Source organism: Burkholderia sp. KL41 (assembly GCF_057005415.2).
Map to the genome: position 1 here is coordinate 382,438 of NZ_CM174446.1, position 22,778 is coordinate 405,215.

The following is a 22,778-nucleotide window of genomic DNA, read 5'->3' on the forward strand; positions in this document are numbered from 1 at the left end:
TTCCGGGCGGGTGCGCTTTTCAGGCGCCTCGCCCGTTTGTGTTGAAGCATGATGCAGCAGGGCTGCATCGTGTCATCCCAGTAGAGGATCAAAGTGGCTCGCAAGACTCCTATCGAGCGCTACCGCAATATCGGTATTAGCGCTCACATCGACGCCGGCAAAACGACGACGACCGAGCGCATTCTGTTTTACACCGGTGTGAACCACAAGATCGGTGAAGTCCACGACGGCGCAGCCACGATGGACTGGATGGAGCAGGAACAGGAGCGTGGCATCACGATCACGTCCGCTGCTACCACGGCCTTCTGGAAGGGCATGGGCGGCAACTATCCGGAACACCGCATCAACATCATCGACACCCCGGGCCACGTCGACTTCACGATCGAAGTGGAGCGTTCGATGCGCGTGCTCGACGGCGCGTGCATGGTGTACTGCGCAGTGGGCGGCGTGCAGCCGCAGTCGGAAACGGTGTGGCGCCAGGCTAACAAGTACAAGGTGCCGCGTCTCGCGTTCGTCAACAAGATGGACCGTACCGGCGCGAACTTCTTCAAGGTCTACGACCAGCTCCGTCTGCGCCTGAAGGCGAACCCGGTTCCGGTCGTGGTGCCGATCGGCGCGGAAGAAAACTTCAAGGGCGTCGTCGACCTGATCAAGATGAAGGCGATCATTTGGGACGAAGCGTCGCAAGGCACGAAGTTCGACTACGTCGACATCCCGGCCGAACTCGCAGAGACCTGCAAGGAATGGCGCGAAAAGATGGTCGAAGTGGCTGCTGAAGCCAGCGAAGACCTGATGAACAAGTACCTGGAAGAAGGCGATCTGCCGGAAGCCGACATCGTCAAGGCGCTGCGTGACCGTACGATCGCGTGCGAAATCCAGCCGATGCTGTGCGGTACCGCGTTCAAGAACAAGGGCGTGCAGCGTATGCTCGACGCCGTGATCGACTTCCTGCCGTCGCCGGTCGACATCCCGCCGGTCAAGGGCGAGCTCGAAAACGGTGAAGAAGCTGAGCGCAAGGCGTCGGACGACGAGAAGTTCTCGTCGCTCGCGTTCAAGATCATGACCGACCCGTTCGTCGGCCAGCTGATCTTCTTCCGTGTGTACTCGGGCGTCGTCAACTCGGGCGACACGCTGCTGAACTCGACCAAGGGCAAGAAGGAACGCCTCGGCCGTATTCTGCAGATGCACGCGAACCAGCGTGAAGAAATCAAGGAAGTCCGTGCAGGCGACATCGCTGCTGCGGTCGGCCTGAAGGAAGCGACCACCGGCGACACGCTGTGCGATCCGGCAAACCCGATCGTGCTCGAGCGCATGGTGTTCCCGGAGCCGGTGATTTCGCAGGCTGTCGAGCCGAAGACCAAGGCTGACCAGGAAAAGATGGGCCTGGCGCTGAACCGTCTGGCACAGGAAGATCCGTCGTTCCGCGTGCAGACCGACGAAGAGTCGGGCCAGACCATCATTTCGGGCATGGGCGAGCTCCACCTCGAAATTCTGGTCGACCGGATGAAGCGTGAATTCGGCGTGGAAGCGACCGTCGGCAAGCCGCAGGTTGCATACCGCGAAACGATTCGTTCGACGGCGAAGGACGTCGACGGCAAGTTCGTCAAGCAGTCGGGTGGTCGCGGCCAGTACGGTCACGCGGTCATCACGCTCGAGCCGAACGAACAAGGCAAGGGCTACGAGTTCTTCGACGAGATCAAGGGTGGTGTGATTCCGCGTGAATACATCCCGGCGGTCGACAAGGGTATCCAGGACACGCTGAAGTCGGGCGTGCTGGCCGGCTTCCCGGTCGTCGACGTGAAGGTTCACCTGACGTTCGGTTCGTACCACGACGTTGACTCGAACGAAAACGCGTTCCGCATGGCCGGTTCGATGGCGTTCAAGGAAGCAATGCGCAAGGCGAACCCGGTCGTCCTCGAGCCGATGATGGCTGTCGAAGTCGAGACGCCGGAAGACTACATGGGCAACGTGATGGGCGACCTGTCGGGCCGTCGCGGTATCGTCCAGGGCATGGAAGACATGGTTGGCGGCGGCAAGATCGTGCGCGCCGAAGTGCCGCTGTCGGAAATGTTCGGCTATTCGACGTCGCTGCGCTCGCTGACGCAAGGTCGTGCAACGTACACGATGGAGTTCAAGCACTACGCTGAAGCTCCGCGCAACGTTGCTGATGCGATCATCAGCGCGAAGTCGAAGTAATTCGCTATCTCAATCGATAATTTTTGAAAGAAGAGAATCATGGCAAAAGGTAAATTCGAGCGGACCAAGCCGCACGTGAACGTTGGTACGATTGGTCACGTTGACCACGGCAAGACGACGCTGACGGCAGCGATCACGACGGTTCTGACGAAGAAGTTCGGCGGCGAAGCGAAGGCGTACGACCAGATCGACGCGGCACCGGAAGAAAAGGCGCGCGGCATCACGATCAACACGGCACACGTCGAGTACGAAACGGCTAACCGCCACTACGCACACGTCGACTGCCCGGGCCACGCTGACTATGTGAAGAACATGATCACGGGCGCAGCGCAGATGGACGGCGCGATCCTGGTTTGCTCGGCAGCAGACGGCCCGATGCCGCAAACGCGTGAGCACATCCTGCTGGCGCGTCAGGTTGGCGTTCCGTACATCATCGTGTTCCTGAACAAGTGCGACATGGTGGACGACGCTGAACTGCTCGAGCTGGTCGAGATGGAAGTTCGCGAACTCCTGTCGAAGTACGACTTCCCGGGCGACGACACGCCGATCGTGAAGGGTTCGGCCAAGCTGGCGCTGGAAGGCGACACGGGCGAGCTGGGCGAAGTGGCGATCATGAGCCTGGCAGACGCGCTGGACACGTACATCCCGACGCCGGAGCGTGCAGTTGACGGCGCGTTCCTGATGCCGGTGGAAGACGTGTTCTCGATCTCGGGCCGTGGTACGGTGGTGACGGGTCGTGTTGAGCGCGGCATCGTGAAGGTCGGCGAAGAAATCGAAATCGTCGGTATCAAGCCGACGGTGAAGACGACCTGCACGGGCGTTGAAATGTTCCGCAAGCTGCTGGACCAAGGTCAGGCAGGCGACAACGTTGGTATCCTGCTGCGCGGCACGAAGCGTGAAGACGTGGAGCGTGGCCAGGTTCTGGCGAAGCCGGGTTCGATCACGCCGCACACGCACTTCACGGCTGAAGTGTACGTGCTGAGCAAGGACGAAGGCGGCCGTCACACGCCGTTCTTCAACAACTACCGTCCGCAGTTCTACTTCCGTACGACGGACGTGACGGGCTCGATCGAGCTGCCGAAGGACAAGGAAATGGTGATGCCGGGCGACAACGTGTCGATCACGGTGAAGCTGATTGCACCGATCGCGATGGAAGAAGGTCTGCGCTTCGCAATCCGCGAAGGCGGCCGTACGGTCGGCGCCGGCGTCGTCGCCAAGATCCTCGACTAAGATCGACGATCCGCGGGTCCTTTCGGGATCCGCGATCCCACGGTATGCAGTTGTACCGTCGAAACCGGGTGTTCAGCTTGCGCTGGCACCCGGTTTTTCTTTATGGCGTGCCGTTCGCACATTGACAAACCCGCACCACCTCTCCGATTTTTCGTGTAGAATCGCGGGCTTAGCAGTGGAAGTACCGTTCGGAACCTGTCGCTTCGCTCCCCGCAGGCAGCAGGTTTCGCGTTCTTTTGGTGTCCGGCGGTGCAACATCGCCTCGCTCTTTTCAAGGAATCGTCATGCAGCAACAGAAAATCCGCATTCGCCTGAAGGCTTTCGACTATCGTCTGATCGATCAATCGGCTGCCGAAATCGTCGATACCGCGAAGCGGACTGGCGCAATCGTCCGTGGCCCGGTGCCGCTGCCGACGCGCATTCAGCGTTTTGACATCCTGCGTTCGCCGCACGTCAACAAGACGTCGCGCGATCAGCTCGAAATCCGTACTCACCAGCGCCTGATGGACATCGTCGATCCGACCGACAAGACGGTTGACGCGCTGATGAAGCTCGACCTGCCGGCTGGCGTCGACGTGGAAATCAAGCTGCAGTAAGGCTTTCGGCGCCTACCGGCTTGCCGGGTGGCGCTAAGTCTTTGTATTGCTTGCGGAAATCGAGAAGTCGGGCTATACTGCTTGGCTTTTCGCGTATTCGCGTAAAAAAGTTGGGCCTTGCGTGCCCGGCATTTTGTAAATCAGCCCCGACCAATCGCAGTCGGGAATGGAGAAAATGATGAGCCTTGGACTCGTAGGTCGCAAGGTTGGCATGACCCGTATCTTCACGGCTGAAGGGGATTCGATTCCCGTCACCGTGCTGGACGTGTCGGACAACCGCGTGACGCAGATCAAGACTGTTGAAACCGACGGCTACACGGCCGTGCAGGTTGCATTCGGCTCCCGTCGTGCATCGCGCGTGACGAAGCCGCTGGCAGGTCATCTCGCCAAAGCCGGTGTCGAAGCCGGTGAAATCCTCAAGGAATTCCGCATTGACGCGGCCAAGGCAGCTGAGCTGTCGAATGGCGCCGTGGTCGGTGCTGATCTTTTCGAAGTGGGCCAGAAGGTCGACGTGCAAGGCGTGTCGATCGGTAAGGGCTACGCCGGTACGATCAAGCGTTACAACTTCTCCTCCGGCCGTGCAACGCACGGTAACTCGCGCTCGCACAACGTGCCGGGCTCGATCGGTATGGCGCAGGATCCGGGTCGTGTTTTCCCGGGTAAACGCATGACGGGTCACATGGGTGACGTGACGGTGACGGTGCAGAACCTCGAAATCGCTCGTATCGACGCAGAGCGCAAGCTGCTGCTCGTGAAGGGTGCGATTCCGGGCGCGAAGGGCGGCAAGGTCTTCGTGACGCCGGCCGTCAAGACCAAGGGGGCGAAATAATGGAACTCAAGCTCCTGAACGAAAATGGTCAGGAAGGTGCAGTGGTCAACGCATCGGACGTCGTGTTCGGTCGTGACTACAACGAAGCGCTGATCCACCAGGTCGTCGTCGCTTACCAGGCGAATGCTCGCCAGGGTAACCGCGCACAGAAGGACCGTGAGCAAGTCAAGCACACGACCAAGAAGCCGTGGCGCCAGAAGGGTACGGGCCGTGCTCGTGCCGGTATGTCGTCGAGCCCGCTGTGGCGTGGCGGTGGTCGTATCTTCCCGAATTCGCCGGAAGAAAACTTCTCGCACAAGGTCAACAAGAAGATGCATCGCGCAGGTCTCTGCTCGATCTTCTCGCAGCTGGCCCGTGAAGGCCGTCTGTCGGTCGTCGAGGACATCATCCTCGAAGCGCCGAAGACCAAGCTGCTGGCCGACAAATTCAAGACCATGGGTCTCGACTCCGTGCTGATCATCACCGACACGGTTGACGAAAACCTGTACCTGGCATCGCGCAACCTGCCGCACGTGGCAATTGTCGAGCCGCGCTACGCTGACCCGCTGTCGCTGATCTACTTCAAGAAAGTGCTGGTCACGAAGGCTGCGGTCGCCCAGATCGAGGAGTTGCTGTCATGAGCGAGATTCGCAAGAACGATCATCGTTTGATGCAGGTCCTGCTCGCACCGGTGATCTCGGAAAAGGCGACGCTGGTTGCCGACAAGAACGAGCAAGTCGTGTTCGAAGTCGCACCGGATGCCACGAAGCAGGAAGTGAAGGCGGCTGTCGAGCTGCTGTTCAAGGTTGAAGTTGATTCCGTCAACGTGCTGGTTCAGAAGGGCAAGCAAAAGCGCTTTGGCCGTTCGATGGGCCGCCGCAAGGACGTGAAGAAGGCGTACGTTTGCCTGAAGCCCGGCCAGGAAATCAACTTTGAAGCGGAGGCCAAGTAATCATGGCAATCGTTAAAGTTAAGCCGACATCGCCGGGTCGCCGCGCGATGGTCAAGGTGGTCAACAAGAACCTGCACCAGGGCAAGCCGTTCGCGGCACTGCTCGACTCGCAGAGCTCGACCGCCGGCCGTAACAACAATGGCCGTATCACCACGCGTCACAAGGGTGGTGGTCACAAGCAACACTATCGTATCGTCGATTTCCGTCGCACGAAGGATGGCATCCCGGCAAAGGTCGAGCGTCTCGAGTACGACCCGAACCGTAGCGCGAACATCGCGCTGGTGCTCTACGCAGACGGCGAACGTCGCTACATCATCGCCCCGAAGGGCCTGACCGTCGGCCAACAGCTGATGTCGGGTTCGGAAGCGCCGATCCGCGCAGGCAACACGCTGCCGATCCGCAACATTCCGGTCGGTACGACGATCCACTGCATCGAGATGCTGCCGGGCAAGGGCGCGCAAATGGCGCGTTCGGCTGGTACGTCGGCCATGCTGCTCGCACGTGAAGGCGTCTACGCGCAGGTTCGTCTGCGTTCGGGCGAAATCCGCCGCGTGCACATCGAGTGCCGTGCAACGATCGGTGAAGTCGGCAACGAAGAGCATAGCCTGCGCCAGATCGGCAAGGCTGGCGCGAACCGCTGGCGCGGTATCCGCCCGACGGTGCGTGGCGTTGCGATGAACCCGGTTGATCACCCGCACGGTGGTGGTGAGGGCAAGACGGCTGCAGGTCGCGATCCGGTTAGCCCGTGGGGTACGCCGGCTAAGGGTTATCGCACCCGTAGCAACAAGCGCACGACGACGATGATCGTCCAGCGCCGTCACAAGCGTTAAGGAGTAGGCAATGGCACGTTCTGTAAAAAAAGGTCCGTTCTGCGACGCCCATTTGCTGAAGAAAGTTGAGGCGGCTGCAGCTTCGCGCGACAAAAAGCCGATCAAGACCTGGTCGCGTCGCTCGACGATTCTGCCGGATTTCATCGGCCTGACGATCGCTGTTCACAACGGCCGTCAACACGTTCCGGTGTACATCTCGGAAAACATGGTCGGCCACAAGCTTGGCGAGTTCGCACTGACCCGTACGTTCAAGGGTCACGCGGCCGACAAGAAGGCCAAGAAATAAGGGGCAATCAAGATGGAAGTGAAAGCAATTCATCGCGGTGCCCGCATCTCGGCGCAAAAAACGCGCCTTGTGGCTGACCAGATCCGCGGTTTGCCGGTCGACAAGGCGCTGAACGTTCTGACGTTCTCGCCGAAGAAAGCGGCTGGCATCGTGAAGAAGGTTGTGCTGTCGGCAATCGCGAATGCGGAGCACAACGAAGGCGCCGATATCGACGAGCTCAAGATCAAGAGCATCTACGTCGACAAGGCTGCATCGCTCAAGCGTTTCACCGCGCGCGCCAAGGGCCGCGGTAACCGCATCGAGAAGCAATCCTGTCACATCACTGTGACGGTCGGGAATTAAGGAGCCATACGATGGGACAGAAAATTCATCCGACTGGCTTCCGCCTGGCTGTCAGCCGTAATTGGGCTTCGCGTTGGTACGCGAACAACAACAATTTCGCGGCGATGCTTCAGGAAGACATCGGTGTTCGTGAATACTTGAAGAAGAAGCTGAAGAACGCTTCGGTCGGTCGGGTCGTCATCGAGCGTCCGGCGAAGAACGCGCGCATCACGATTTACAGCTCGCGTCCGGGCGTGGTCATCGGCAAGAAGGGCGAGGATATCGAGCAGCTGAAGACGGAACTGCAACGCCGCATGGGCGTTCCGGTTCACGTCAACATCGAAGAAATCCGTAAGCCGGAAACCGATGCTCAGCTGATCGCTGACTCGATCACGCAACAGCTCGAGCGCCGGATCATGTTCCGTCGCGCGATGAAGCGTGCGATGCAGAACGCTATGCGTCTGGGTGCCCAGGGCATCAAGATCATGAGCGCGGGCCGTCTGAACGGTATCGAAATCGCTCGTACGGAGTGGTACCGCGAAGGTCGCGTGCCCCTTCACACGCTGCGTGCTGATATCGACTACGCGACTTCGGAAGCGAAGACGACCTACGGGATCATCGGCGTCAAGGTGTGGGTTTACAAGGGCGACACGCTCGGCCGCAACGACGCACCGGTGGTGGAAGAAGTAGCCGAAGACAAGCGTCCGCGTCGCAATGCGCGTCCGGGCGACCGTCGTCCGCGCCGTGACGGCGAAGGCGGCGCTCCGGGTGCTCGTCGTGGCGCACCGCGCCGCGGCGCCGGCAAGCCCGAAGACGGCAAGACTGGAGAATAACGATGCTGCAACCGAAACGCAGAAAGTATCGTAAAGAGCAGAAGGGTCGTAACACCGGCAAGGCGACGCGCGGCAACGCAGTGTCGTTCGGTGAATTCGGCCTGAAGGCGATCGGTCGCGGTCGTTTGACCGCACGCCAGATTGAAGCGGCGCGTCGTGCAATGACGCGTCACATCAAGCGTGGCGGCCGCATCTGGATCCGGATCTTCCCGGACAAGCCGATTTCGCAGAAGCCGGCCGAAGTGCGTATGGGTAACGGTAAGGGTAACCCGGAGTACTACGTCGCCGAGATTCAGCCGGGCAAGATGCTCTATGAAATGGACGGCGTAACCGAAGAACTGGCACGCGAAGCGTTCCGTCTGGCTGCAGCCAAGCTGCCGCTCAAGACGGCATTCATCGTGCGCCAGCTCGGCGCCTAAGGAGAAAACATGAAGGCTTCCGAACTTCTCCAGAAAGACCAGGCCGCGCTCAACAAGGAGCTGGCGGACCTGCTGAAGGCGCAATTCGGCCTGCGCATGCAACTCGCGACCCAGCAGCTCACGAACACGAGCCAGCTGAAGAAGGTTCGTCGCGACATCGCACGTGTGCGGACCGTCATGACTCAGAAGGCGAACCAGAAATGAACGATAGCGTGAAAACCTCGCTGAAGCGGACGCTGGTCGGTCGGGTCGTCAGCAACAAGATGGACAAGACCGTCACCGTGCTGATCGAGCACCGCGTCAAGCATCCGATCTACGGCAAGTATGTCGTGCGCTCGAAGAAGTACCACGCGCATGATGAAGCGAACACCTACAACGAAGGCGATCTCGTCGAAATCCAGGAAACTCGTCCTGTTTCGAAGACGAAGGCCTGGACGGTGTCGCGCCTCGTCGAAGCAGCTCGCGTCATCTAAGCGGGCAGCGCAGTAGGCAGTAACGGGCACTTCTCCACGAAGTGCTTGAAATCGCAAAGTTTTTGCTTGCGTGACCAGGGTTATTTGTTATAATCCTGGTCTTCCCTCTTTATGGGAGCCCCGTCGCGGGCGAAGTTGGTGGGGGAAGCGGACTGGCGCCTGCCTGTCCGAAAGATTCACCGAATTGCGATGGCGGGTTTCGTTTGCCGTCGCTGCTGTTCCAACCCAAGCAGCCGATTGGCTGACGGGACCAAGACTGACCGAATGCATCATGGTGGTGCATCCGGATTAAGTTGGGAAAGACAAACCATGATCCAGACCGAATCTCGGCTCGAAGTAGCCGACAACACGGGTGCACGTGAAGTCCTGTGCATCAAGGTGCTCGGCGGCTCGAAGCGTCGTTATGCCGGCATTGGCGACATCATCAAGGTGAGCGTCAAAGAGGCAACGCCGCGCGGGCGCGTGAAGAAAGGCGAAATTTACAACGCCGTGGTGGTCCGCACCGCCAAGGGCGTGCGCCGTCAAGACGGCTCGCTGATCAAGTTCGACGGCAACGCCGCTGTGCTTTTGAATAACAAGCTCGAGCCGATCGGCACCCGTATCTTCGGGCCGGTGACGCGTGAGCTGCGTAGCGAACGATTCATGAAGATCGTTTCGCTGGCGCCGGAAGTGCTGTAAGGAGTCGCGATGAACAAGATTCGCAAAGGTGACGAAGTCATCGTCGTCACTGGCAAGGACAAGGGCAAGCGCGGCGTCGTGCTGGCTGTCGGTGCAGAGCATGTGACGGTTGAAGGTATCAACCTCGTCAAGAAGCATGTGAAGCCGAACCCGATGAAGGGTACGACGGGTGGCGTGGAAGCGAAGACGATGCCCCTGCATATTTCGAACGTCGCACTGGTCGACGCGAATGGCAAGGCGTCGCGTGTTGGCATCAAGGTCGAGGAAGGCAAGAAGGTTCGCTTCCTGAAGACGACCGGTGCCGTACTGAGCGCCTGACGCAGCGGAGTAAAAAATGGCTCGTTTTCAAGAGTTTTACAAAGAAAAGGTTGTGCCCGGCCTGATCGAGAAGTTCGGTTACAAGTCGGTCATGGAAGTGCCGCGCATCACCAAGATCACGCTGAACATGGGTCTTGGCGAAGCGATCGCTGACAAGAAGATCATCGAGAACGCCGTTGGCGACCTCACGAAGATCGCTGGTCAGAAGCCGGTCGTGACGAAGGCACGCAAGGCAATCGCAGGCTTCAAGATCCGCCAGGGTTACCCGATCGGCGCGATGGTGACGCTGCGTGGCCGTGCAATGTACGAATTCCTCGACCGTTTCGTGACGGTTGCCCTGCCCCGCGTGCGTGACTTCCGCGGTGTGTCGGGTCGTGCTTTCGATGGCCGTGGCAACTACAACATCGGTGTGAAAGAGCAGATCATTTTCCCCGAAATCGACTACGACAAGATCGACGCACTGCGTGGGCTGAACATCAGCATCACGACGACTGCGAAGACCGACGACGAAGCAAAGGCTCTGCTCGCCAGCTTCAAGTTCCCGTTCAGAAACTGAGGTTACCGTGGCTAAACTGGCACTGATCGAACGTGAAAAGAAGCGCGCCCGCCTGGTCGCGAAGTTCGCAGCAAAGCGCGATGCGCTGAAGGCGATCGTCGAAGACCAAAGCAAGTCGGAAGAAGAGCGCTACGAAGCACGCCTTGAGCTGCAGCAATTGCCCCGCAACGCAAACCCGACCCGCCAGCGTAACCGCTGCGCGATCACGGGCCGTCCGCGTGGCACGTTCCGTAAATTCGGCCTCGCGCGTAACAAGATTCGTGAAATCGCATTCCGTGGCGAGATTCCTGGCCTGACCAAGGCGAGCTGGTAATAGGAGAAACGTAAATGAGCATGAGTGATCCTATCGCCGATATGCTGACTCGCATCCGCAACGCGCAGATGGTCGAGAAGGTATCGGTTGCGATGCCCTCGTCGAAGGTCAAGGTTGCAATCGCGCAAGTCCTGAAGGACGAAGGTTACATCGACGATTTCGCCGTCAAGGCGGAAGGTGCGAAGTCCGAACTGAATATCGCGCTGAAGTACTACGCAGGTCGCCCGGTCATCGAACGCCTCGAGCGCGTGTCGAAGCCTGGTCTGCGCGTGTACCGCGGCCGTAACGACATTCCGCAGGTCATGAACGGCCTGGGCGTGGCAATCGTGTCGACGCCGAAGGGCGTGATGACCGACCGCAAGGCGCGCGCTACCGGCGTCGGCGGCGAAGTCATCTGCTACGTCGCTTAAAGCCGAGGAGAGAGAAACATGTCTCGAGTAGGTAAGAGCCCGATCGCGCTGCAAGGCGCGGAAGTCAAGCTGGCCGACGGTGCGATCACCGTCAAGGGCCCGCTGGGCACCATCACGCAAGCGATCAATCCGCTCGTGAACGTGGCGAACAACGACGGCACGCTGAACCTGTCGCCGGTGGATGAAAGCCGCGAAGCAAATGCACTGTCGGGCACGATGCGCGCGATCATCGCGAATGCCGTGCACGGCGTGACCAAGGGTTTCGAGCGCAAGCTGACGCTGGTTGGCGTCGGTTATCGTGCGCAAGCGCAAGGCGACAAGCTGAACCTGTCGCTGGGTTTCTCGCACCCGGTGGTGCACCAGATGCCGGAAGGCGTCAAGGCAGAAACCCCGACGCAAACCGAAATCGTGATCAAGGGGATCAACAAGCAACAAGTCGGTCAAGTAGCTGCGGAAGTTCGCGGTTACCGTCCGCCGGAGCCCTACAAGGGCAAGGGCGTGCGCTATTCCGACGAGGTTGTGATCCTCAAAGAAACGAAGAAGAAGTAAGGGTGCGCAATCATGGATAAGACTCAATCTCGCCTGCGCCGCGCTCGCCAGACGCGTATCAAGATCGCTGAGCTGCAGGTCGCGCGTCTCGCCGTGCATCGCACGAACACGCACATCTACGCTCAAGTGTTCTCGCCCTGCGGCACCAAGGTGCTCGCCAGCGCGTCGACGCTCGAAGCAGAAGTGCGCGCTGAACTGGCCGACAAGTCGGGCAAGGGCGGCAACGTTAATGCCGCGACGCTGATCGGCAAGCGTATTGCCGAGAAGGCAAAGGCTGCCGGCATCGAATCCGTCGCCTTCGACCGCTCGGGCTTCCGCTACCACGGCCGCGTCAAGGCGCTGGCTGAGGCAGCTCGCGAAGCTGGGCTCAAGTTCTAAGGAAGGAATTCGTCATGGCAAAGATGCAAGCGAAAGTTCAGGCTGACGAGCGCGACGACGGCCTTCGCGAAAAGATGATTTCGGTCAACCGCGTGACCAAGGTCGTGAAGGGTGGCCGTATTCTCGGCTTCGCCGCACTGACCGTGGTTGGCGACGGCGATGGCCGCATCGGTATGGGCAAGGGCAAGGCGAAGGAAGTGCCGGTCGCTGTCCAGAAGGCAATGGAACAAGCTCGCCGCAACATGTTCAAGGTGCCGCTCAAGAACGGCACGCTGCAACACGAAGTGCACGGCAAGCATGGCGCATCCGCTGTCCTCCTCGCTCCGGCGAAGGCAGGTACGGGCGTGATCGCCGGCGGCCCGATGCGCGCAGTGTTCGACGTGATGGGCGTTCAGAACGTCGTGGCAAAGAGCCACGGTTCGACGAACCCGTACAACCTCGTTCGCGCCACGCTGGACGGTCTGCGCAAGCAGTCCACCCCGGCAGACATCGCGGCGAAGCGCGGCAAGTCCGTCGAAGAAATTTTGGGCTAAGCCCGGGTGGTCACCATGTCTGAAAAAACTGTCAAGGTTCAGCTCGTTAAGAGCCTGATCGGGACCCGCGAATCGCACCGCGCGACCGTGCGTGGCCTGGGCCTGCGCCGACTCAACTCGGTCAGCGAGCTTCAGGACACGCCGGCGGTCCGCGGCATGATCAACAAGGTCTCGTACCTCGTTAAGGTCATCGCGTAAGCGGCCCTACGGATCAAGGAGTTGATATGGAATTGAATAACCTGAAGCCGGCAGCTGGCGCCAAGCACGCCAAGCGTCGCGTCGGCCGTGGCATCGGTTCGGGCCTCGGCAAGACGGCTGGCCGTGGTCACAAGGGTCAGAAATCGCGTTCGGGCGGCTTCCACAAAGTCGGTTTCGAAGGCGGTCAGATGCCGCTGCAACGTCGTCTGCCGAAGCGCGGCTTCACGTCGCTGACGAAGGAATTCGTCGGTGAAGTGCGCCTGGGCGACCTCGAGAAGCTGCCGGTCGATGAGATCGATCTGCTCGCACTGAAGCAAGCCGGCCTGGTCGGCGAGCTGACGAAGAGCGCAAAGATCATCGCGACGGGCGAACTGAAGCGCAAGATCGTCGTGAAGGGTCTCGGTGCCACCAAGGGTGCGCGTGCTGCGATCGAAGCGGCTGGCGGTTCGTTCGCCGAGTGACACGCTAGCGCGTCGTCATTTGCATTCATCGGAGAAGGTACTTGGCTAACAGCCCGAGTCTTGCAAAACCCGGTCGAAGCACGGCGAAATTCGGCGATCTGCGCCGGCGAGCGATGTTCCTGCTCCTGGCGCTGATCGTCTATCGCATCGGCGCGCACATTCCCGTGCCGGGCATCGATCCGGATCAACTGGCTAAGCTGTTCCAGAGCCAGGCGGGCGGCATCCTGGGCATGTTCAACATGTTCTCGGGTGGCGCGCTTTCCCGCTTCACGATCTTTGCGCTGGGGATCATGCCGTACATTTCGGCGTCGATCATCATGCAGTTGCTGGCGATCGTATCGCCGCAGCTCGAGGCGCTGAAGAAGGAAGGGCAGGCAGGGCAACGGAAGATCACGCAGTACACACGGTATTTCACCGTCGTGCTCGCGACCTTCCAGGCGTTCGGTATCGCGGCTGCGCTGGAAAACCAGCCGGGCCTCGTCACCGATCCCGGCATGCTGTTCCGTCTGACGACGGTCGTGACGCTGGTTACCGGCACGATGTTCCTGATGTGGCTCGGCGAGCAGATTACCGAGCGTGGTCTGGGCAACGGTATCTCGATCATCATCTTCGGCGGGATCGCAGCAGGGTTCCCGAATGCCGTCGGTGGGTTGTTCGAGCTGGTGCGTACGGGTTCGATGAGCATCATTTCGGCGATCATCATCGTCGTCCTGATTGCGGCGGTGACTTACCTGGTCGTGTTCATCGAACGCGGGCAGCGCAAGATCCTCGTGAACTACGCGAAGCGCCAGGTCGGCAACAAGATCTACGGTGGGCAGTCGTCGCATCTGCCGCTGAAGCTGAACATGTCGGGTGTGATTCCGCCGATCTTCGCATCGTCGATCATTCTGTTCCCGGCAACGATTCTCGGCTGGTTCAGTACCGGTCAGCCGACGGGAAGCTGGATTTCCAACACGTTGCATAACGTTGCGGAAGCGCTGAAGCCGGGCCAGCCGGTCTATGTGTTGCTGTACACGCTGGCGATCGTGTTTTTCTGCTTCTTCTACACCGCACTGGTGTTCAACAGCAGGGAAACCGCAGACAACCTGAAGAAAAGCGGCGCGTTTGTTCCGGGTATCCGTCCGGGCGATCAGACCGCACGATATATCGACCGCATCCTCACGCGTCTGACGCTGGCCGGTGCGATCTACATCGTCTTCGTGTGTCTGCTGCCGGAATTCCTGGTGCTGCGCTGGAACGTGCCGTTTTATTTTGGTGGAACGTCGCTGCTGATCATTGTCGTCGTCACGATGGACTTTATGGCGCAGGTGCAGTCGTACGTTATGTCGCAACAGTATGAGTCACTGCTCAAGAAGGCTAACTTCAAGGGCGGCAACATCCCAATGCGTTAATAAGGACTATGGCCAAAGACGATGTAATCCAGATGCAAGGCGAGGTGATCGAAAACCTCCCGAATGCTACCTTCCGCGTGAAGCTGGAAAACGGCCATGTCGTGTTGGGGCATATCTCCGGAAAGATGCGGATGCACTACATCCGCATTCTCCCGGGCGACAAGGTGACGGTTGAATTGACGCCTTACGATCTGTCTCGTGCGCGGATCGTGTTCCGGGCGAAGTGATTTGAAAAAAGGGTATTATCATGAAAGTGATGGCATCGGTTAAGCGCATTTGCCGCAATTGCAAGATCATCAAGCGCAAAGGCGTCGTTCGCGTGATCTGCAGCTCGGATCCGCGCCACAAGCAGCGCCAAGGCTGACCGCGCGTTTGTTTGCGCTTTTTGTTTGAGGAAAAACAATGGCTCGTATCGCAGGGGTTAACATCCCGAATCACCAGCATACCGAGATTGGCCTGACGGCTATCTTCGGTATCGGCCGCACCCGTTCGCGCAGCATCTGCGTGGCAGCTGGCGTCGATTTTTCGAAGAAGGTCAAGGACTTGACCGACGCAGACTTGGAAAAGCTGCGTGAAGAAGTGGGCAAGTTTGTCGTCGAAGGCGATCTGCGCCGTGAAGTGACGATGAACATCAAGCGCCTGATGGACCTCGGTTGCTACCGTGGTGTTCGTCATCGCAAGGGCCTGCCGATGCGCGGTCAGCGTACGCGTACGAACGCACGTACTCGCAAGGGTCCGCGTCGTGCAGCGCAAGCGCTGAAGAAGTAAGCGGAACTGACAGTTACAGGAAAACGTAATGGCTAAGGCTTCGAACACCGCGGCGCAACGCGTTCGCAAGAAGGTTAAGAAGAACGTCGCTGAAGGCGTGGTTCACGTTCACGCGTCGTTCAACAACACGATCATCACGATCACCGATCGCCAAGGCAACGCACTGGCATGGGCGACGTCGGGCGGTCAGGGCTTCAAGGGCTCGCGCAAATCGACGCCGTTCGCTGCCCAGGTCGCAGCCGAGTCGGCTGGCCGCGTCGCGATGGAATACGGCGTGAAGAATCTGGAAGTGCGGATCAAGGGCCCGGGCCCGGGTCGTGAGTCGGCAGTGCGCGCACTGCACGGCCTCGGCATCAAGATCACCGCGATTTCGGATGTCACCCCGATTCCGCACAACGGCTGCCGTCCGCCGAAGCGTCGTCGTATCTAAAGATGTGCTGGCACGTTCGTGCTGGCACATTGCCTGTCGCCGCGTAGCGTCGACGGGCGTTGCTTTTTTGATTGACTAAGCCCACCGTTCGCCCCAAAGGGAGCGAACTAGCGCGGATTTCGATCCGCGTGACTGATTGATAAAGGAATGCAAAGTGGCACGTTATATCGGCCCTAAGGCCAAGCTGTCCCGCCGTGAAGGCACCGACCTGTTCCTGAAGAGCGCGCGCCGCTCGCTCGCCGACAAGTGCAAGCTCGACAGCAAGCCGGGCCAGCACGGCCGTACCTCGGGCGCACGTACGTCCGACTACGGTACGCAGCTGCGTGAAAAGCAGAAGGTCAAGCGCATTTACGGCGTGCTGGAGCGTCAGTTCCGTCGCTACTTCGCTGAAGCCGACCGCCGCAAGGGCAACACGGGTGAAAACCTGCTGCAACTGCTCGAGTCGCGCCTCGACAACGTCGTGTATCGCATGGGCTTCGGCTCGACCCGCGCTGAAGCGCGTCAGCTGGTGAGCCACAAGTCGATCACCGTGAACGGCGTCGTCGCAAACGTCCCGTCGCAGCAAGTGAAGGCGGGTGACATCGTCGCGATCCGCGAAAAGGCGAAGAAGCAAGCGCGTATCGTCGAAGCGCTGTCGCTGGCCGAGCAAGGCGGCATGCCGAGCTGGGTTGCAGTCGATGCGAAGAAGTTCGAAGGCACGTTCAAGCAAATGCCGGAACGCGCTGAAATCGCAGGCGACATCAACGAAAGCCTGATCGTCGAATTGTATTCGCGTTAATCCGATTGACGGCCGAGGTACCCCGATTGCGTTGCGCAAGGAGGGGCCTCGGCTGTTTATTTTCTGGTTGTTACCGGTCAGCCTTATCGGTGTAACGAGCCGAGGGTATTGAAAAGGAAAGCCCATGCAAACCAGTTTGCTGAAACCCAAGATCATCGCCGTGGAATCGCTGGGCGAGAACCACGCGAGGGTGGTCATGGAACCGTTCGAACGCGGTTACGGCCATACCTTGGGCAATGCGCTTCGCCGCGTGCTGCTGTCGTCGATGGTTGGCTACGCGCCGACCGAAGTGACGATCGCGGGCGTGGTGCACGAGTACTCGACGCTGGATGGCGTGCAGGAAGACGTCGTCAACCTGCTGCTGAACCTGAAGGGCGTGGTGTTCAAGCTGCATAACCGTGACGAAGTGACGGTTACGCTGCGCAAGGAAGGTGAAGGCGTTGTCACGGCCGGCGATATCGAGCTGGCTCACGACTGCGAAGTCATCAACCCGAATCACGTGATTGCGCACCTGTCGAAGGGCGGCAAGCTCGACGTTCAGATCAAGATCGAAAAGGGTCGCGGCTATGTGCCCGGCAACGTCCGTCGCTACGGCGAAGACACGGCCAAGATCATCGGCCGCATCGTCCTCGACGCATCGTTCTCGCCGGTTCGCCGCGTGAGCTATGCGGTCGAAAGCGCACGTGTCGAGCAGCGTACCGACCTCGACAAGCTCGTGATGAACATCGAAACGAGCGGTGTGATCACGCCGGAAGAAGCGATCCGTCAATCGGCCCGCATCCTGGTCGACCAGCTGTCCGTGTTCGCGGCGCTGGAAGGCACGGAAACGGCAGCCGAAGCGCCGTCGCGTGCACCGCAGATCGATCCGATCCTGCTGCGTCCGGTGGACGATCTCGAGCTGACGGTTCGTTCGGCGAACTGCCTGAAGGCCGAGAACATCTACTACATCGGCGATCTCATCCAGCGCACGGAAAACGAGCTGCTGAAGACGCCGAACCTCGGTCGCAAGTCGCTCAACGAGATCAAGGAAGTGCTCGCTTCGCGCGGTCTCACGCTGGGCATGAAGCTCGAAAACTGGCCGCCGGCTGGTCTCGACAAGTAAGCCCGCTTGTAGCGCTGCTGTTGCTGTAGTTGGCAAAGATGCGGATTTTCCTTTAAAATCCGCATCTTGCTTTTTTCGTTACCGGCCCGTGCACCCATCGAGGTGCGATAGAAGAGCTGGATCAAAACTTTGAATCAAGGAAACTGAAATGCGCCATCGTCATGGTCTGCGGAAACTGAACCGCACGAGCAGCCACCGTCTGGCTATGCTCCGTAACATGTCCAACTCGCTGATCGAGCACGAAGTCATCAAGACGACGCTGCCGAAGGCGAAGGAACTCCGTAAAGTCGTCGAGCCGCTGATCACGCTCGGCAAGAAGCCGTCGCTGGCAAACCGTCGCCTGGCGTTCAACCGCCTGCGCGACCGTGACTCGGTGGCGAAGCTGTTCGACGTGCTCGGTCCGCGTTTCGCGAACCGTCCGGGCGGCTACCTGCGCGTGCTGAAGTTCGGCTTCCGCGTGGGCGACAACGCACCGATGGCACTGGTCGAGCTGCTCGATCGTCCGGAAGTCGACGAAACGGAAACCGTGCAAGAAGCTGAATAAGCTTCCGGTACGCAGCAGTATCTGAAAGGGGCCGAGCAATTGCTTGGCCCTTTTTGTTTTTGAAGCGGCGGCTGCGATCGATTGTCGCAGGGTGGTGCCGGCAGTGTTGCGCGGGCTGCGCTACGATACGGGGCAGCCGGTGCGCCCCCGGGTGGGCAATGCGCGTCGGCAGGAGCCAGGTGCCGATAGACCAGCCAGGAGGGCGCGGATGATAGTGGTGCTGATGCTGACGACGGTGCCCGATGCCGCGACCGCCGAAGCGCTTTCCGCCGGTGCGCTCGATGCGCGGCTTGCCGCGTGTGTGTCGGAGCTCGGTGCGATCAGGTCGCGCTATCACTGGCAGGGCAAGGTCGAAACGGCCGACGAGATCCAGTTGCGGTTCAAGACGAGCCCCGTGCGGGCGCTCGAACTGGAGCGATTTATTCTCGCGCATCATCCATACGAGACACCTGAAATCGTCTCGTGGCAGGCGACGGCCTCGGCCGCTTACGGCCAGTGGGTGACCAGCGAAACTCAACGTCTATTTCATGTTTAACGGTATGGCGCTTTCCGTGCGCGTGCGCGCGCTGCGGTTCCTCGCAGTCCTGTTGTCGTTCATGCTCGTGCTGGGCGGCGGCCTGTCGGTCGCGCGCGCGGCCGACGATTTCCTCGATCCGTCGGTGGCGTTCAAGTTCAGCGCGAGCGAATCGCCGGGGCAGGTGGACGTCCGCTTCAAGGTCGCCAACGGCTATTACCTGTACCGCGAGCGGTTCGCGTTCGCGGTGAAGAGCGGGCAGGCGACGCTCGGCGAGCCGCAGTTCCCCGCCGGCCATGTGAAGTTCGACCAGACGTTCCAGAAGAACGTCGAGACCTACCGCGACGAAGTCGTCGTTCACGTGCCCGTCAAGCAGGCGCAGGGGCCGTTCGAGCTCGCGGTGACGTCGCAGGGCTGCGCCGACGAAGGGATCTGCTATCCGCCCGCCGAGCACGTCGTGAAGGTCGACGGCGCCGCACTGGGTGCAGCCTCGTCTTCCGGCGATGCGGCTGCCGAGGGCAGTTGGTTCGACAAGGTCACGAGCGCCGATTTCGCGCAGTCGCTGCTCGAGGGGCATGGCTTCTTCACGATCGTCGCGCTGTATTTCGTCGCGGGCGTCGTGCTGAGCCTCCTGCCGTGTTCGTACCCGATGATCCCGATCGTGTCGGCGATCATCATCGGCCAGGGCACGCGCGCGACGCATGCGCGTGGCTTTGCGCTGTCGCTGGCGTACGTGGTCGGCATGGCGCTCGTCTATACGGTGCTGGGCATCGCCGCGGCGCTGGTCGGCCAGAGCCTCGGCGCGTGGCTGCAGAACCCTTGGGTGCTCGGCGCGTTCGGCGTGCTGCTCACCGCGTTCGCGGTGTCGCTGATTTCGGGCAAGGACATCGCGCTGCCCGCGCGCTGGCAGAACGGTGCAGCCGAAGTGTCGAGCGCGCGACAGGGCGGTCACTTCGTCGCGGTTGCCGCGATGGGCGCGTTGTCGGCGCTGGTGGTCGGCGCATGCATGACGGCGCCGCTGTTCGCGGTGCTCGCTTTCATCGCACACACGGGCAATGCGCTGCTCGGCGGTGCCGCGCTGTTTGCGATGGGGCTGGGGCTCGGCGTGCCGTTGCTCGTGGTCGGCATCGGTGCGGGTACGGTGCTGCCGCGCGCAGGTGCATGGATGGACGGCGTGAAGGTGTTCTTCGGCATCGTGCTGCTCGCGGCCGCGCTGTGGATCGTGTGGCCGGTGCTGGCCGGCGGCCTGAAGATGGTGCTCGCTGCGTTGTGGCTGCTCATCGCGGCCGCGGCGCTTGGCCTGTTCACGCCGCATGCCGGCGCCGCGTCGATCTGGCGCCGCCTCGGCCGCGGCCTCGGTGCTGCGCTCGCGATCTGGGCGGCGACGCTGCTCGTCGGTCTTGCAGCGGGCTCCAACGACCCCGTGAAACCGCTGGCTGTCCTTGCTGCGCGCACGGTCGCGTCGGGCGATGTGTCGGCAGCCGGTGCGGCTGCCGGGCAGCAGGGGCCGGCGTTCGCTTCGGTGCGCTCCAGCGGCGAACTCGACACGCTGCTGAAAACGTCGGGCCAGCCCGTGATGCTCGACTTCTACGCCGACTGGTGCGTGAGCTGCAAGGAGATGGAGCATCTGACGTTCACGGATTCACGCGTGCAGGCGCGGCTCGCGCAGCTTCATCTGGTACGTGCGGACGTCACCGCGAACAATCCGGACGACCAGGCGCTGCTCAAGCGCTTCAACCTGTTCGGGCCGCCCGGCATCATCTTCTTCGATCGCAACGGCAACGAAATCGGCCGTGTGGTCGGCTATCAGGCGGCCGAGACGTTTCTGCGCAGTCTCGATCGCGCGGCGGTACCAACGGTGTAGCGCACGCTTGTCGGTGGCTTGTACACCGACTGCAAATGAAAACGGCGGGACACCGAAGTGTCCCGCCGTTTTTCGTGGCGCTGCCGGCGCGTGGCTCAGCGCTGCGCTTTCAGGAGGCGTGCGGCGTCGAGTGCGAAGTACGTGAGCACGCCGTCGGCGCCCGCACGCTTGAACGCGAGCAGCGATTCGAGCACGACCTTGTCGTGGTCGAGCCAGCCGTTCATCGCGGCGGCCTTCAGCATCGCGTATTCGCCGCTCACCTGATACACGTAGGTCGGGAAGCGGAACTCGTCCTTCACCCGGCGCACGATGTCGAGGTACGGCATGCCGGGTTTGACCATCACCATGTCGGCGCCTTCGTCGATGTCGAGGCGCACTTCGCGCAACGCTTCGTCGCTGTTCGCCGGATCCATCTGGTAGGTCATCTTGTTGCCCTTGCCCAGGTTGGACGCCGAGCCGACCGCGTCGCGGAACGGGCCATAGAACGCCGATGCGAACTTGGCCGAATAGGCCATGATGCGCGTATGGATATGGCCGTCGCTTTCCAGCATCTCGCGGATTGCGCCGATGCGGCCGTCCATCATGTCCGACGGCGCGACGATGTCGACGCCGGCTTCCGCCTGTGCGCGTGCCTGATCGATCAGGATCTCGATCGTGTCGTCGTTGATCACGTAGCCGTTCTCGTCGAGCACGCCGTCCTGGCCGTGGCTCGTATACGGATCGAGTGCGACGTCGGTCAGCACGCCGAGCTCGGGGAAGCGCTTCTTCAGCTCGCGCACCGCGCGCGGGATCAGGCCTTCCGGGTTGGCTGCCTCGCGGCCGTCAGGCGTTTTCACCGACGGCTCGATGGCCGGGAACAGCGACAGCACCGGCACGCCGAGTTCGACGCATTGCTCGGCGACATGCATCAGCAGATCGACGGACACGCGTTCGACGCCGGGCATCGACGGCACCGGCTGCCGTTCGTTGGTGCCTTCGACGACGAATACCGGATAGATCAGGTCGTCGGTGGTCAGGCGGTTTTCGCGCATCAGGCGCCGGGAGAAGTCGTCGCGGCGCATCCGGCGCGGACGATGAAGCGGATGAAAGCTCATGGCGATTGGGTAGAAATCAGGGCAAGAAGGACCTTACGGAACCCTTCGGTCATTTTCGGGAGCGTTGGTATATGATAGCGATCGAGCGGCACGCGTCGCGTGCTGCTCCCCGCTTCTCCTCCCTGAGCGGGTGCCTGTCGTTTTTCGATTAGGCTGTTTGACCCGCCGTTCAACGGCGGGTTTTTTTATGAGCCGGCCGAATCCGCAGGCGCCGTCAGGTGCGCGCCGCCGATCCCGGCCGCGCGTTGCCCGATCATTGTGCTACAGGCTCGCTTTTTTCGTCGGCGGCGGACGGCCGCACCCAGCTCTCGATCAGTTCGTGCGCCTCGTCGAGCCCCGTGCGCTTCATCGCGGAGAACAGCTGGACCGTCAGCTTGCCCTGGACGCCCTGGTCACGATACGCATCGAGCCCCTTTTGCGTGGTCCGCAGCGCATTGATGCTTTCTTGCCGCGTCAATTTGTCGCACTTCGTCAGCAGCGTGTGGATCGGCTTGCCGGTCGGCACGAACCACTCGATCATGCGGCGATCGAGGTCGGTCAGCGGGCGGCGCGAATCCATCATCAGAATCAGGCCGCAAAGCTGCGAGCGGGTTGCCAGGTAGGACGACAGCAGCATTTCCCAGTGGGCCTTGGCGGCGCCGGGCACTTCCGCGTAGCCGTAGCCGGGCAGGTCGACGAGATTCGCGACGGGCTCGGCGGCCGGGCCGACGGAGAAGTAGTTGATATGCTGCGTGCGGCCGGGGGTCTTCGACGCGAAGGCCAGCCGCTTCTGGTTGCACAGTACGTTGATCGCCGTCGACTTGCCGGCATTCGAGCGGCCCGCGAACGCGATTTCCGGCTGGACCGTCGGCGGCAGGTCGCGCAGATGGTTGACGGTCGTGTAGAAGCGGGCTTGATGGAGCAGAAAGGCCATGGGAACCGGAAGGACGGGCGGCGCGAGCCGCTTGGTGGAGGC

At 60.9% G+C, this 22,778-nt stretch carries 35 protein-coding genes; 33 read left to right on the forward strand and 2 right to left on the reverse strand.

The genetic code is table 11. The features are described from left to right. Positions 1–93 precede the first annotated feature (93 nt). The 33 genes from fusA (at position 94) to dsbD (ending at position 20,729) form a co-directional block, all read left to right on the forward strand. On the forward strand, positions 94–2,196 hold the full coding sequence (gene fusA / locus PQB87_RS01785) for an elongation factor G (RefSeq protein WP_021161762.1): 2,103 nt from the start codon (positions 94–96) through the stop codon (positions 2,194–2,196). 39 nt (positions 2,197–2,235) lie between these two features. Further along, a complete protein-coding gene (gene tuf / locus PQB87_RS01790; RefSeq protein ID WP_057056448.1) occupies positions 2,236–3,426 on the forward strand; it encodes an elongation factor Tu in 1,191 nt (396 codons plus the stop codon). A 284-nt stretch (positions 3,427–3,710) separates the two neighbouring features. Further along, complete coding sequence (gene rpsJ, locus PQB87_RS01795; protein ID WP_004199280.1) at positions 3,711–4,022, forward strand: 30S ribosomal protein S10; 312 nt, start codon at positions 3,711–3,713, stop codon at positions 4,020–4,022. A gap of 178 nt (positions 4,023–4,200) precedes the next feature. Continuing rightward, entirely contained in the window at positions 4,201–4,851 is a 651-nt protein-coding gene (gene rplC, locus PQB87_RS01800) for a 50S ribosomal protein L3 (protein WP_006482922.1), read from the forward strand. Further along, the gene (gene rplD, locus PQB87_RS01805) at positions 4,851–5,471 is read left to right on the forward strand and encodes a 50S ribosomal protein L4 (protein WP_006477192.1); all 621 of its coding nucleotides are present in this window, start codon (positions 4,851–4,853) and stop codon (positions 5,469–5,471) included. The genes rplC and rplD overlap by 1 nt, the downstream gene beginning before the upstream one ends. Further along, positions 5,468–5,782, forward strand: a complete 315-nt coding sequence (rplW, locus tag PQB87_RS01810) for a 50S ribosomal protein L23 (protein WP_004199275.1) — start codon at positions 5,468–5,470, stop codon at positions 5,780–5,782. Before rplD ends, rplW begins: the two co-directional genes overlap by 4 nt. Positions 5,783–5,784: 2 nt before the next feature. Then, the gene (rplB, locus tag PQB87_RS01815) at positions 5,785–6,612 is read left to right on the forward strand and encodes a 50S ribosomal protein L2 (protein ID WP_006482900.1); all 828 of its coding nucleotides are present in this window, start codon (positions 5,785–5,787) and stop codon (positions 6,610–6,612) included. A gap of 10 nt (positions 6,613–6,622) precedes the next feature. Then, positions 6,623–6,898, forward strand: a complete 276-nt coding sequence (gene rpsS / locus PQB87_RS01820) for a 30S ribosomal protein S19 (protein ID WP_004199273.1) — start codon at positions 6,623–6,625, stop codon at positions 6,896–6,898. A gap of 12 nt (positions 6,899–6,910) precedes the next feature. Further along, entirely contained in the window at positions 6,911–7,240 is a 330-nt protein-coding gene (gene rplV, locus PQB87_RS01825) for a 50S ribosomal protein L22 (protein WP_004199272.1), read from the forward strand. A gap of 11 nt (positions 7,241–7,251) precedes the next feature. Further along, complete coding sequence (gene rpsC, locus PQB87_RS01830; RefSeq protein WP_006482899.1) at positions 7,252–8,052, forward strand: 30S ribosomal protein S3; 801 nt, start codon at positions 7,252–7,254, stop codon at positions 8,050–8,052. Between the two features lie 2 nt (positions 8,053–8,054). Further along, positions 8,055–8,471, forward strand: coding sequence for a 50S ribosomal protein L16 (rplP, locus tag PQB87_RS01835; RefSeq protein ID WP_006482873.1), 417 nt, complete (start codon positions 8,055–8,057; stop codon positions 8,469–8,471). Between the two features lie 9 nt (positions 8,472–8,480). Next, positions 8,481–8,675 (forward strand): 50S ribosomal protein L29, encoded by a 195-nt coding sequence (gene rpmC / locus PQB87_RS01840; RefSeq protein WP_006400652.1) that lies wholly within the window; start codon positions 8,481–8,483, stop codon positions 8,673–8,675. After that, positions 8,672–8,944, forward strand: a complete 273-nt coding sequence (rpsQ, locus tag PQB87_RS01845) for a 30S ribosomal protein S17 (RefSeq protein ID WP_006477189.1) — start codon at positions 8,672–8,674, stop codon at positions 8,942–8,944. Before rpmC ends, rpsQ begins: the two co-directional genes overlap by 4 nt. 309 nt (positions 8,945–9,253) lie before the next feature. Next, a complete protein-coding gene (gene rplN / locus PQB87_RS01850; protein WP_006482918.1) occupies positions 9,254–9,622 on the forward strand; it encodes a 50S ribosomal protein L14 in 369 nt (122 codons plus the stop codon). Between the two features lie 9 nt (positions 9,623–9,631). Next, on the forward strand, positions 9,632–9,940 hold the full coding sequence (rplX, locus tag PQB87_RS01855) for a 50S ribosomal protein L24 (RefSeq protein WP_006477187.1): 309 nt from the start codon (positions 9,632–9,634) through the stop codon (positions 9,938–9,940). Between the two features lie 16 nt (positions 9,941–9,956). Further along, on the forward strand, positions 9,957–10,496 hold the full coding sequence (gene rplE / locus PQB87_RS01860) for a 50S ribosomal protein L5 (protein WP_006482882.1): 540 nt from the start codon (positions 9,957–9,959) through the stop codon (positions 10,494–10,496). 7 nt (positions 10,497–10,503) lie between these two features. After that, entirely contained in the window at positions 10,504–10,809 is a 306-nt protein-coding gene (rpsN, locus tag PQB87_RS01865; RefSeq protein ID WP_011350676.1) for a 30S ribosomal protein S14, read from the forward strand. A gap of 14 nt (positions 10,810–10,823) precedes the next feature. Beyond that, a complete protein-coding gene (rpsH, locus tag PQB87_RS01870) occupies positions 10,824–11,219 on the forward strand; it encodes a 30S ribosomal protein S8 (RefSeq protein ID WP_006477185.1) in 396 nt (131 codons plus the stop codon). A gap of 18 nt (positions 11,220–11,237) precedes the next feature. Next, positions 11,238–11,768, forward strand: coding sequence for a 50S ribosomal protein L6 (gene rplF / locus PQB87_RS01875; protein WP_006758786.1), 531 nt, complete (start codon positions 11,238–11,240; stop codon positions 11,766–11,768). 12 nt (positions 11,769–11,780) lie between these two features. Then, a complete protein-coding gene (rplR, locus tag PQB87_RS01880; protein WP_006477183.1) occupies positions 11,781–12,146 on the forward strand; it encodes a 50S ribosomal protein L18 in 366 nt (121 codons plus the stop codon). A 14-nt stretch (positions 12,147–12,160) separates the two neighbouring features. After that, positions 12,161–12,679, forward strand: a complete 519-nt coding sequence (gene rpsE / locus PQB87_RS01885) for a 30S ribosomal protein S5 (protein WP_006482895.1) — start codon at positions 12,161–12,163, stop codon at positions 12,677–12,679. 15 nt (positions 12,680–12,694) lie between these two features. Further along, positions 12,695–12,877, forward strand: a complete 183-nt coding sequence (gene rpmD / locus PQB87_RS01890) for a 50S ribosomal protein L30 (RefSeq protein WP_006400644.1) — start codon at positions 12,695–12,697, stop codon at positions 12,875–12,877. Positions 12,878–12,903: 26 nt separating this feature from the next. Continuing rightward, entirely contained in the window at positions 12,904–13,338 is a 435-nt protein-coding gene (gene rplO, locus PQB87_RS01895) for a 50S ribosomal protein L15 (protein ID WP_006482880.1), read from the forward strand. A gap of 41 nt (positions 13,339–13,379) precedes the next feature. Next, positions 13,380–14,729 (forward strand): preprotein translocase subunit SecY, encoded by a 1,350-nt coding sequence (gene secY / locus PQB87_RS01900; protein WP_006482915.1) that lies wholly within the window; start codon positions 13,380–13,382, stop codon positions 14,727–14,729. A gap of 8 nt (positions 14,730–14,737) precedes the next feature. After that, positions 14,738–14,956, forward strand: coding sequence for a translation initiation factor IF-1 (infA, locus tag PQB87_RS01905; protein ID WP_004521905.1), 219 nt, complete (start codon positions 14,738–14,740; stop codon positions 14,954–14,956). Between the two features lie 20 nt (positions 14,957–14,976). Then, positions 14,977–15,093, forward strand: coding sequence for a 50S ribosomal protein L36 (rpmJ, locus tag PQB87_RS01910; protein WP_004199844.1), 117 nt, complete (start codon positions 14,977–14,979; stop codon positions 15,091–15,093). 38 nt (positions 15,094–15,131) lie between these two features. Then, entirely contained in the window at positions 15,132–15,497 is a 366-nt protein-coding gene (gene rpsM, locus PQB87_RS01915) for a 30S ribosomal protein S13 (protein ID WP_006400641.1), read from the forward strand. Positions 15,498–15,525: 28 nt separating this feature from the next. Then, the gene (rpsK, locus tag PQB87_RS01920) at positions 15,526–15,927 is read left to right on the forward strand and encodes a 30S ribosomal protein S11 (protein ID WP_004197937.1); all 402 of its coding nucleotides are present in this window, start codon (positions 15,526–15,528) and stop codon (positions 15,925–15,927) included. A 154-nt stretch (positions 15,928–16,081) separates the two neighbouring features. Beyond that, complete coding sequence (gene rpsD / locus PQB87_RS01925; protein ID WP_021161733.1) at positions 16,082–16,705, forward strand: 30S ribosomal protein S4; 624 nt, start codon at positions 16,082–16,084, stop codon at positions 16,703–16,705. A gap of 124 nt (positions 16,706–16,829) precedes the next feature. Continuing rightward, positions 16,830–17,807 carry a DNA-directed RNA polymerase subunit alpha gene (locus PQB87_RS01930; RefSeq protein ID WP_006477176.1) on the forward strand — a complete coding sequence of 326 codons (978 nt, stop codon included), beginning with the start codon at positions 16,830–16,832 and terminating at the stop codon, positions 17,805–17,807. A gap of 148 nt (positions 17,808–17,955) precedes the next feature. Further along, positions 17,956–18,351, forward strand: coding sequence for a 50S ribosomal protein L17 (rplQ, locus tag PQB87_RS01935; RefSeq protein WP_027788579.1), 396 nt, complete (start codon positions 17,956–17,958; stop codon positions 18,349–18,351). Between the two features lie 208 nt (positions 18,352–18,559). Next, a complete protein-coding gene (cutA, locus tag PQB87_RS01940) occupies positions 18,560–18,886 on the forward strand; it encodes a divalent-cation tolerance protein CutA (protein WP_489242827.1) in 327 nt (108 codons plus the stop codon). After that, positions 18,879–20,729, forward strand: coding sequence for a protein-disulfide reductase DsbD (gene dsbD / locus PQB87_RS01945; RefSeq protein ID WP_489242501.1), 1,851 nt, complete (start codon positions 18,879–18,881; stop codon positions 20,727–20,729). The genes cutA and dsbD overlap by 8 nt, the downstream gene beginning before the upstream one ends. Positions 20,730–20,824: 95 nt before the next feature. On the opposite strand, the gene hemB is transcribed toward dsbD, so the two are convergent. Beyond that, entirely contained in the window at positions 20,825–21,823 is a 999-nt protein-coding gene (gene hemB / locus PQB87_RS01950; protein ID WP_021161736.1) for a porphobilinogen synthase, read from the reverse strand. A 253-nt stretch (positions 21,824–22,076) separates the two neighbouring features. Further along, positions 22,077–22,736 carry a ribosome biogenesis GTP-binding protein YihA/YsxC gene (gene yihA / locus PQB87_RS01955; RefSeq protein ID WP_021161737.1) on the reverse strand — a complete coding sequence of 220 codons (660 nt, stop codon included), beginning with the start codon at positions 22,734–22,736 and terminating at the stop codon, positions 22,077–22,079. Positions 22,737–22,778: the final 42 nt, after the last annotated feature.

Coding starts and splice junctions, on each gene's coding strand:
- rpmJ (WP_004199844.1), top strand. CDS start 14,977: ATGAAAGTGATGGCATCGGTTAAGCGCATTTGCCGCAATTGCAAGATC.
- rpsE (WP_006482895.1), top strand. CDS start 12,161: ATGGCAAAGATGCAAGCGAAAGTTCAGGCTGACGAGCGCGACGACGGC.
- rplQ (WP_027788579.1), top strand. CDS start 17,956: ATGCGCCATCGTCATGGTCTGCGGAAACTGAACCGCACGAGCAGCCAC.
- rplE (WP_006482882.1), top strand. CDS start 9,957: ATGGCTCGTTTTCAAGAGTTTTACAAAGAAAAGGTTGTGCCCGGCCTG.
- yihA (WP_021161737.1), bottom strand. CDS start 22,736: ATGGCCTTTCTGCTCCATCAAGCCCGCTTCTACACGACCGTCAACCAT.
- rplB (WP_006482900.1), top strand. CDS start 5,785: ATGGCAATCGTTAAAGTTAAGCCGACATCGCCGGGTCGCCGCGCGATG.
- rplX (WP_006477187.1), top strand. CDS start 9,632: ATGAACAAGATTCGCAAAGGTGACGAAGTCATCGTCGTCACTGGCAAG.
- rplV (WP_004199272.1), top strand. CDS start 6,911: ATGGAAGTGAAAGCAATTCATCGCGGTGCCCGCATCTCGGCGCAAAAA.
- tuf (WP_057056448.1), top strand. CDS start 2,236: ATGGCAAAAGGTAAATTCGAGCGGACCAAGCCGCACGTGAACGTTGGT.
- rpsJ (WP_004199280.1), top strand. CDS start 3,711: ATGCAGCAACAGAAAATCCGCATTCGCCTGAAGGCTTTCGACTATCGT.
- rplC (WP_006482922.1), top strand. CDS start 4,201: ATGAGCCTTGGACTCGTAGGTCGCAAGGTTGGCATGACCCGTATCTTC.
- dsbD (WP_489242501.1), top strand. CDS start 18,879: ATGTTTAACGGTATGGCGCTTTCCGTGCGCGTGCGCGCGCTGCGGTTC.
- cutA (WP_489242827.1), top strand. CDS start 18,560: ATGATAGTGGTGCTGATGCTGACGACGGTGCCCGATGCCGCGACCGCC.
- rpsH (WP_006477185.1), top strand. CDS start 10,824: ATGAGCATGAGTGATCCTATCGCCGATATGCTGACTCGCATCCGCAAC.
- rpsQ (WP_006477189.1), top strand. CDS start 8,672: ATGAACGATAGCGTGAAAACCTCGCTGAAGCGGACGCTGGTCGGTCGG.
- rplF (WP_006758786.1), top strand. CDS start 11,238: ATGTCTCGAGTAGGTAAGAGCCCGATCGCGCTGCAAGGCGCGGAAGTC.
- rpsC (WP_006482899.1), top strand. CDS start 7,252: ATGGGACAGAAAATTCATCCGACTGGCTTCCGCCTGGCTGTCAGCCGT.
- rplD (WP_006477192.1), top strand. CDS start 4,851: ATGGAACTCAAGCTCCTGAACGAAAATGGTCAGGAAGGTGCAGTGGTC.
- rpsK (WP_004197937.1), top strand. CDS start 15,526: ATGGCTAAGGCTTCGAACACCGCGGCGCAACGCGTTCGCAAGAAGGTT.
- rpsS (WP_004199273.1), top strand. CDS start 6,623: ATGGCACGTTCTGTAAAAAAAGGTCCGTTCTGCGACGCCCATTTGCTG.
- infA (WP_004521905.1), top strand. CDS start 14,738: ATGGCCAAAGACGATGTAATCCAGATGCAAGGCGAGGTGATCGAAAAC.
- rplO (WP_006482880.1), top strand. CDS start 12,904: ATGGAATTGAATAACCTGAAGCCGGCAGCTGGCGCCAAGCACGCCAAG.
- rpmC (WP_006400652.1), top strand. CDS start 8,481: ATGAAGGCTTCCGAACTTCTCCAGAAAGACCAGGCCGCGCTCAACAAG.
- rplW (WP_004199275.1), top strand. CDS start 5,468: ATGAGCGAGATTCGCAAGAACGATCATCGTTTGATGCAGGTCCTGCTC.
- hemB (WP_021161736.1), bottom strand. CDS start 21,823: ATGAGCTTTCATCCGCTTCATCGTCCGCGCCGGATGCGCCGCGACGAC.
- rpsM (WP_006400641.1), top strand. CDS start 15,132: ATGGCTCGTATCGCAGGGGTTAACATCCCGAATCACCAGCATACCGAG.
- rplN (WP_006482918.1), top strand. CDS start 9,254: ATGATCCAGACCGAATCTCGGCTCGAAGTAGCCGACAACACGGGTGCA.
- rplR (WP_006477183.1), top strand. CDS start 11,781: ATGGATAAGACTCAATCTCGCCTGCGCCGCGCTCGCCAGACGCGTATC.
- PQB87_RS01930 (WP_006477176.1), top strand. CDS start 16,830: ATGCAAACCAGTTTGCTGAAACCCAAGATCATCGCCGTGGAATCGCTG.
- rpmD (WP_006400644.1), top strand. CDS start 12,695: ATGTCTGAAAAAACTGTCAAGGTTCAGCTCGTTAAGAGCCTGATCGGG.
- rplP (WP_006482873.1), top strand. CDS start 8,055: ATGCTGCAACCGAAACGCAGAAAGTATCGTAAAGAGCAGAAGGGTCGT.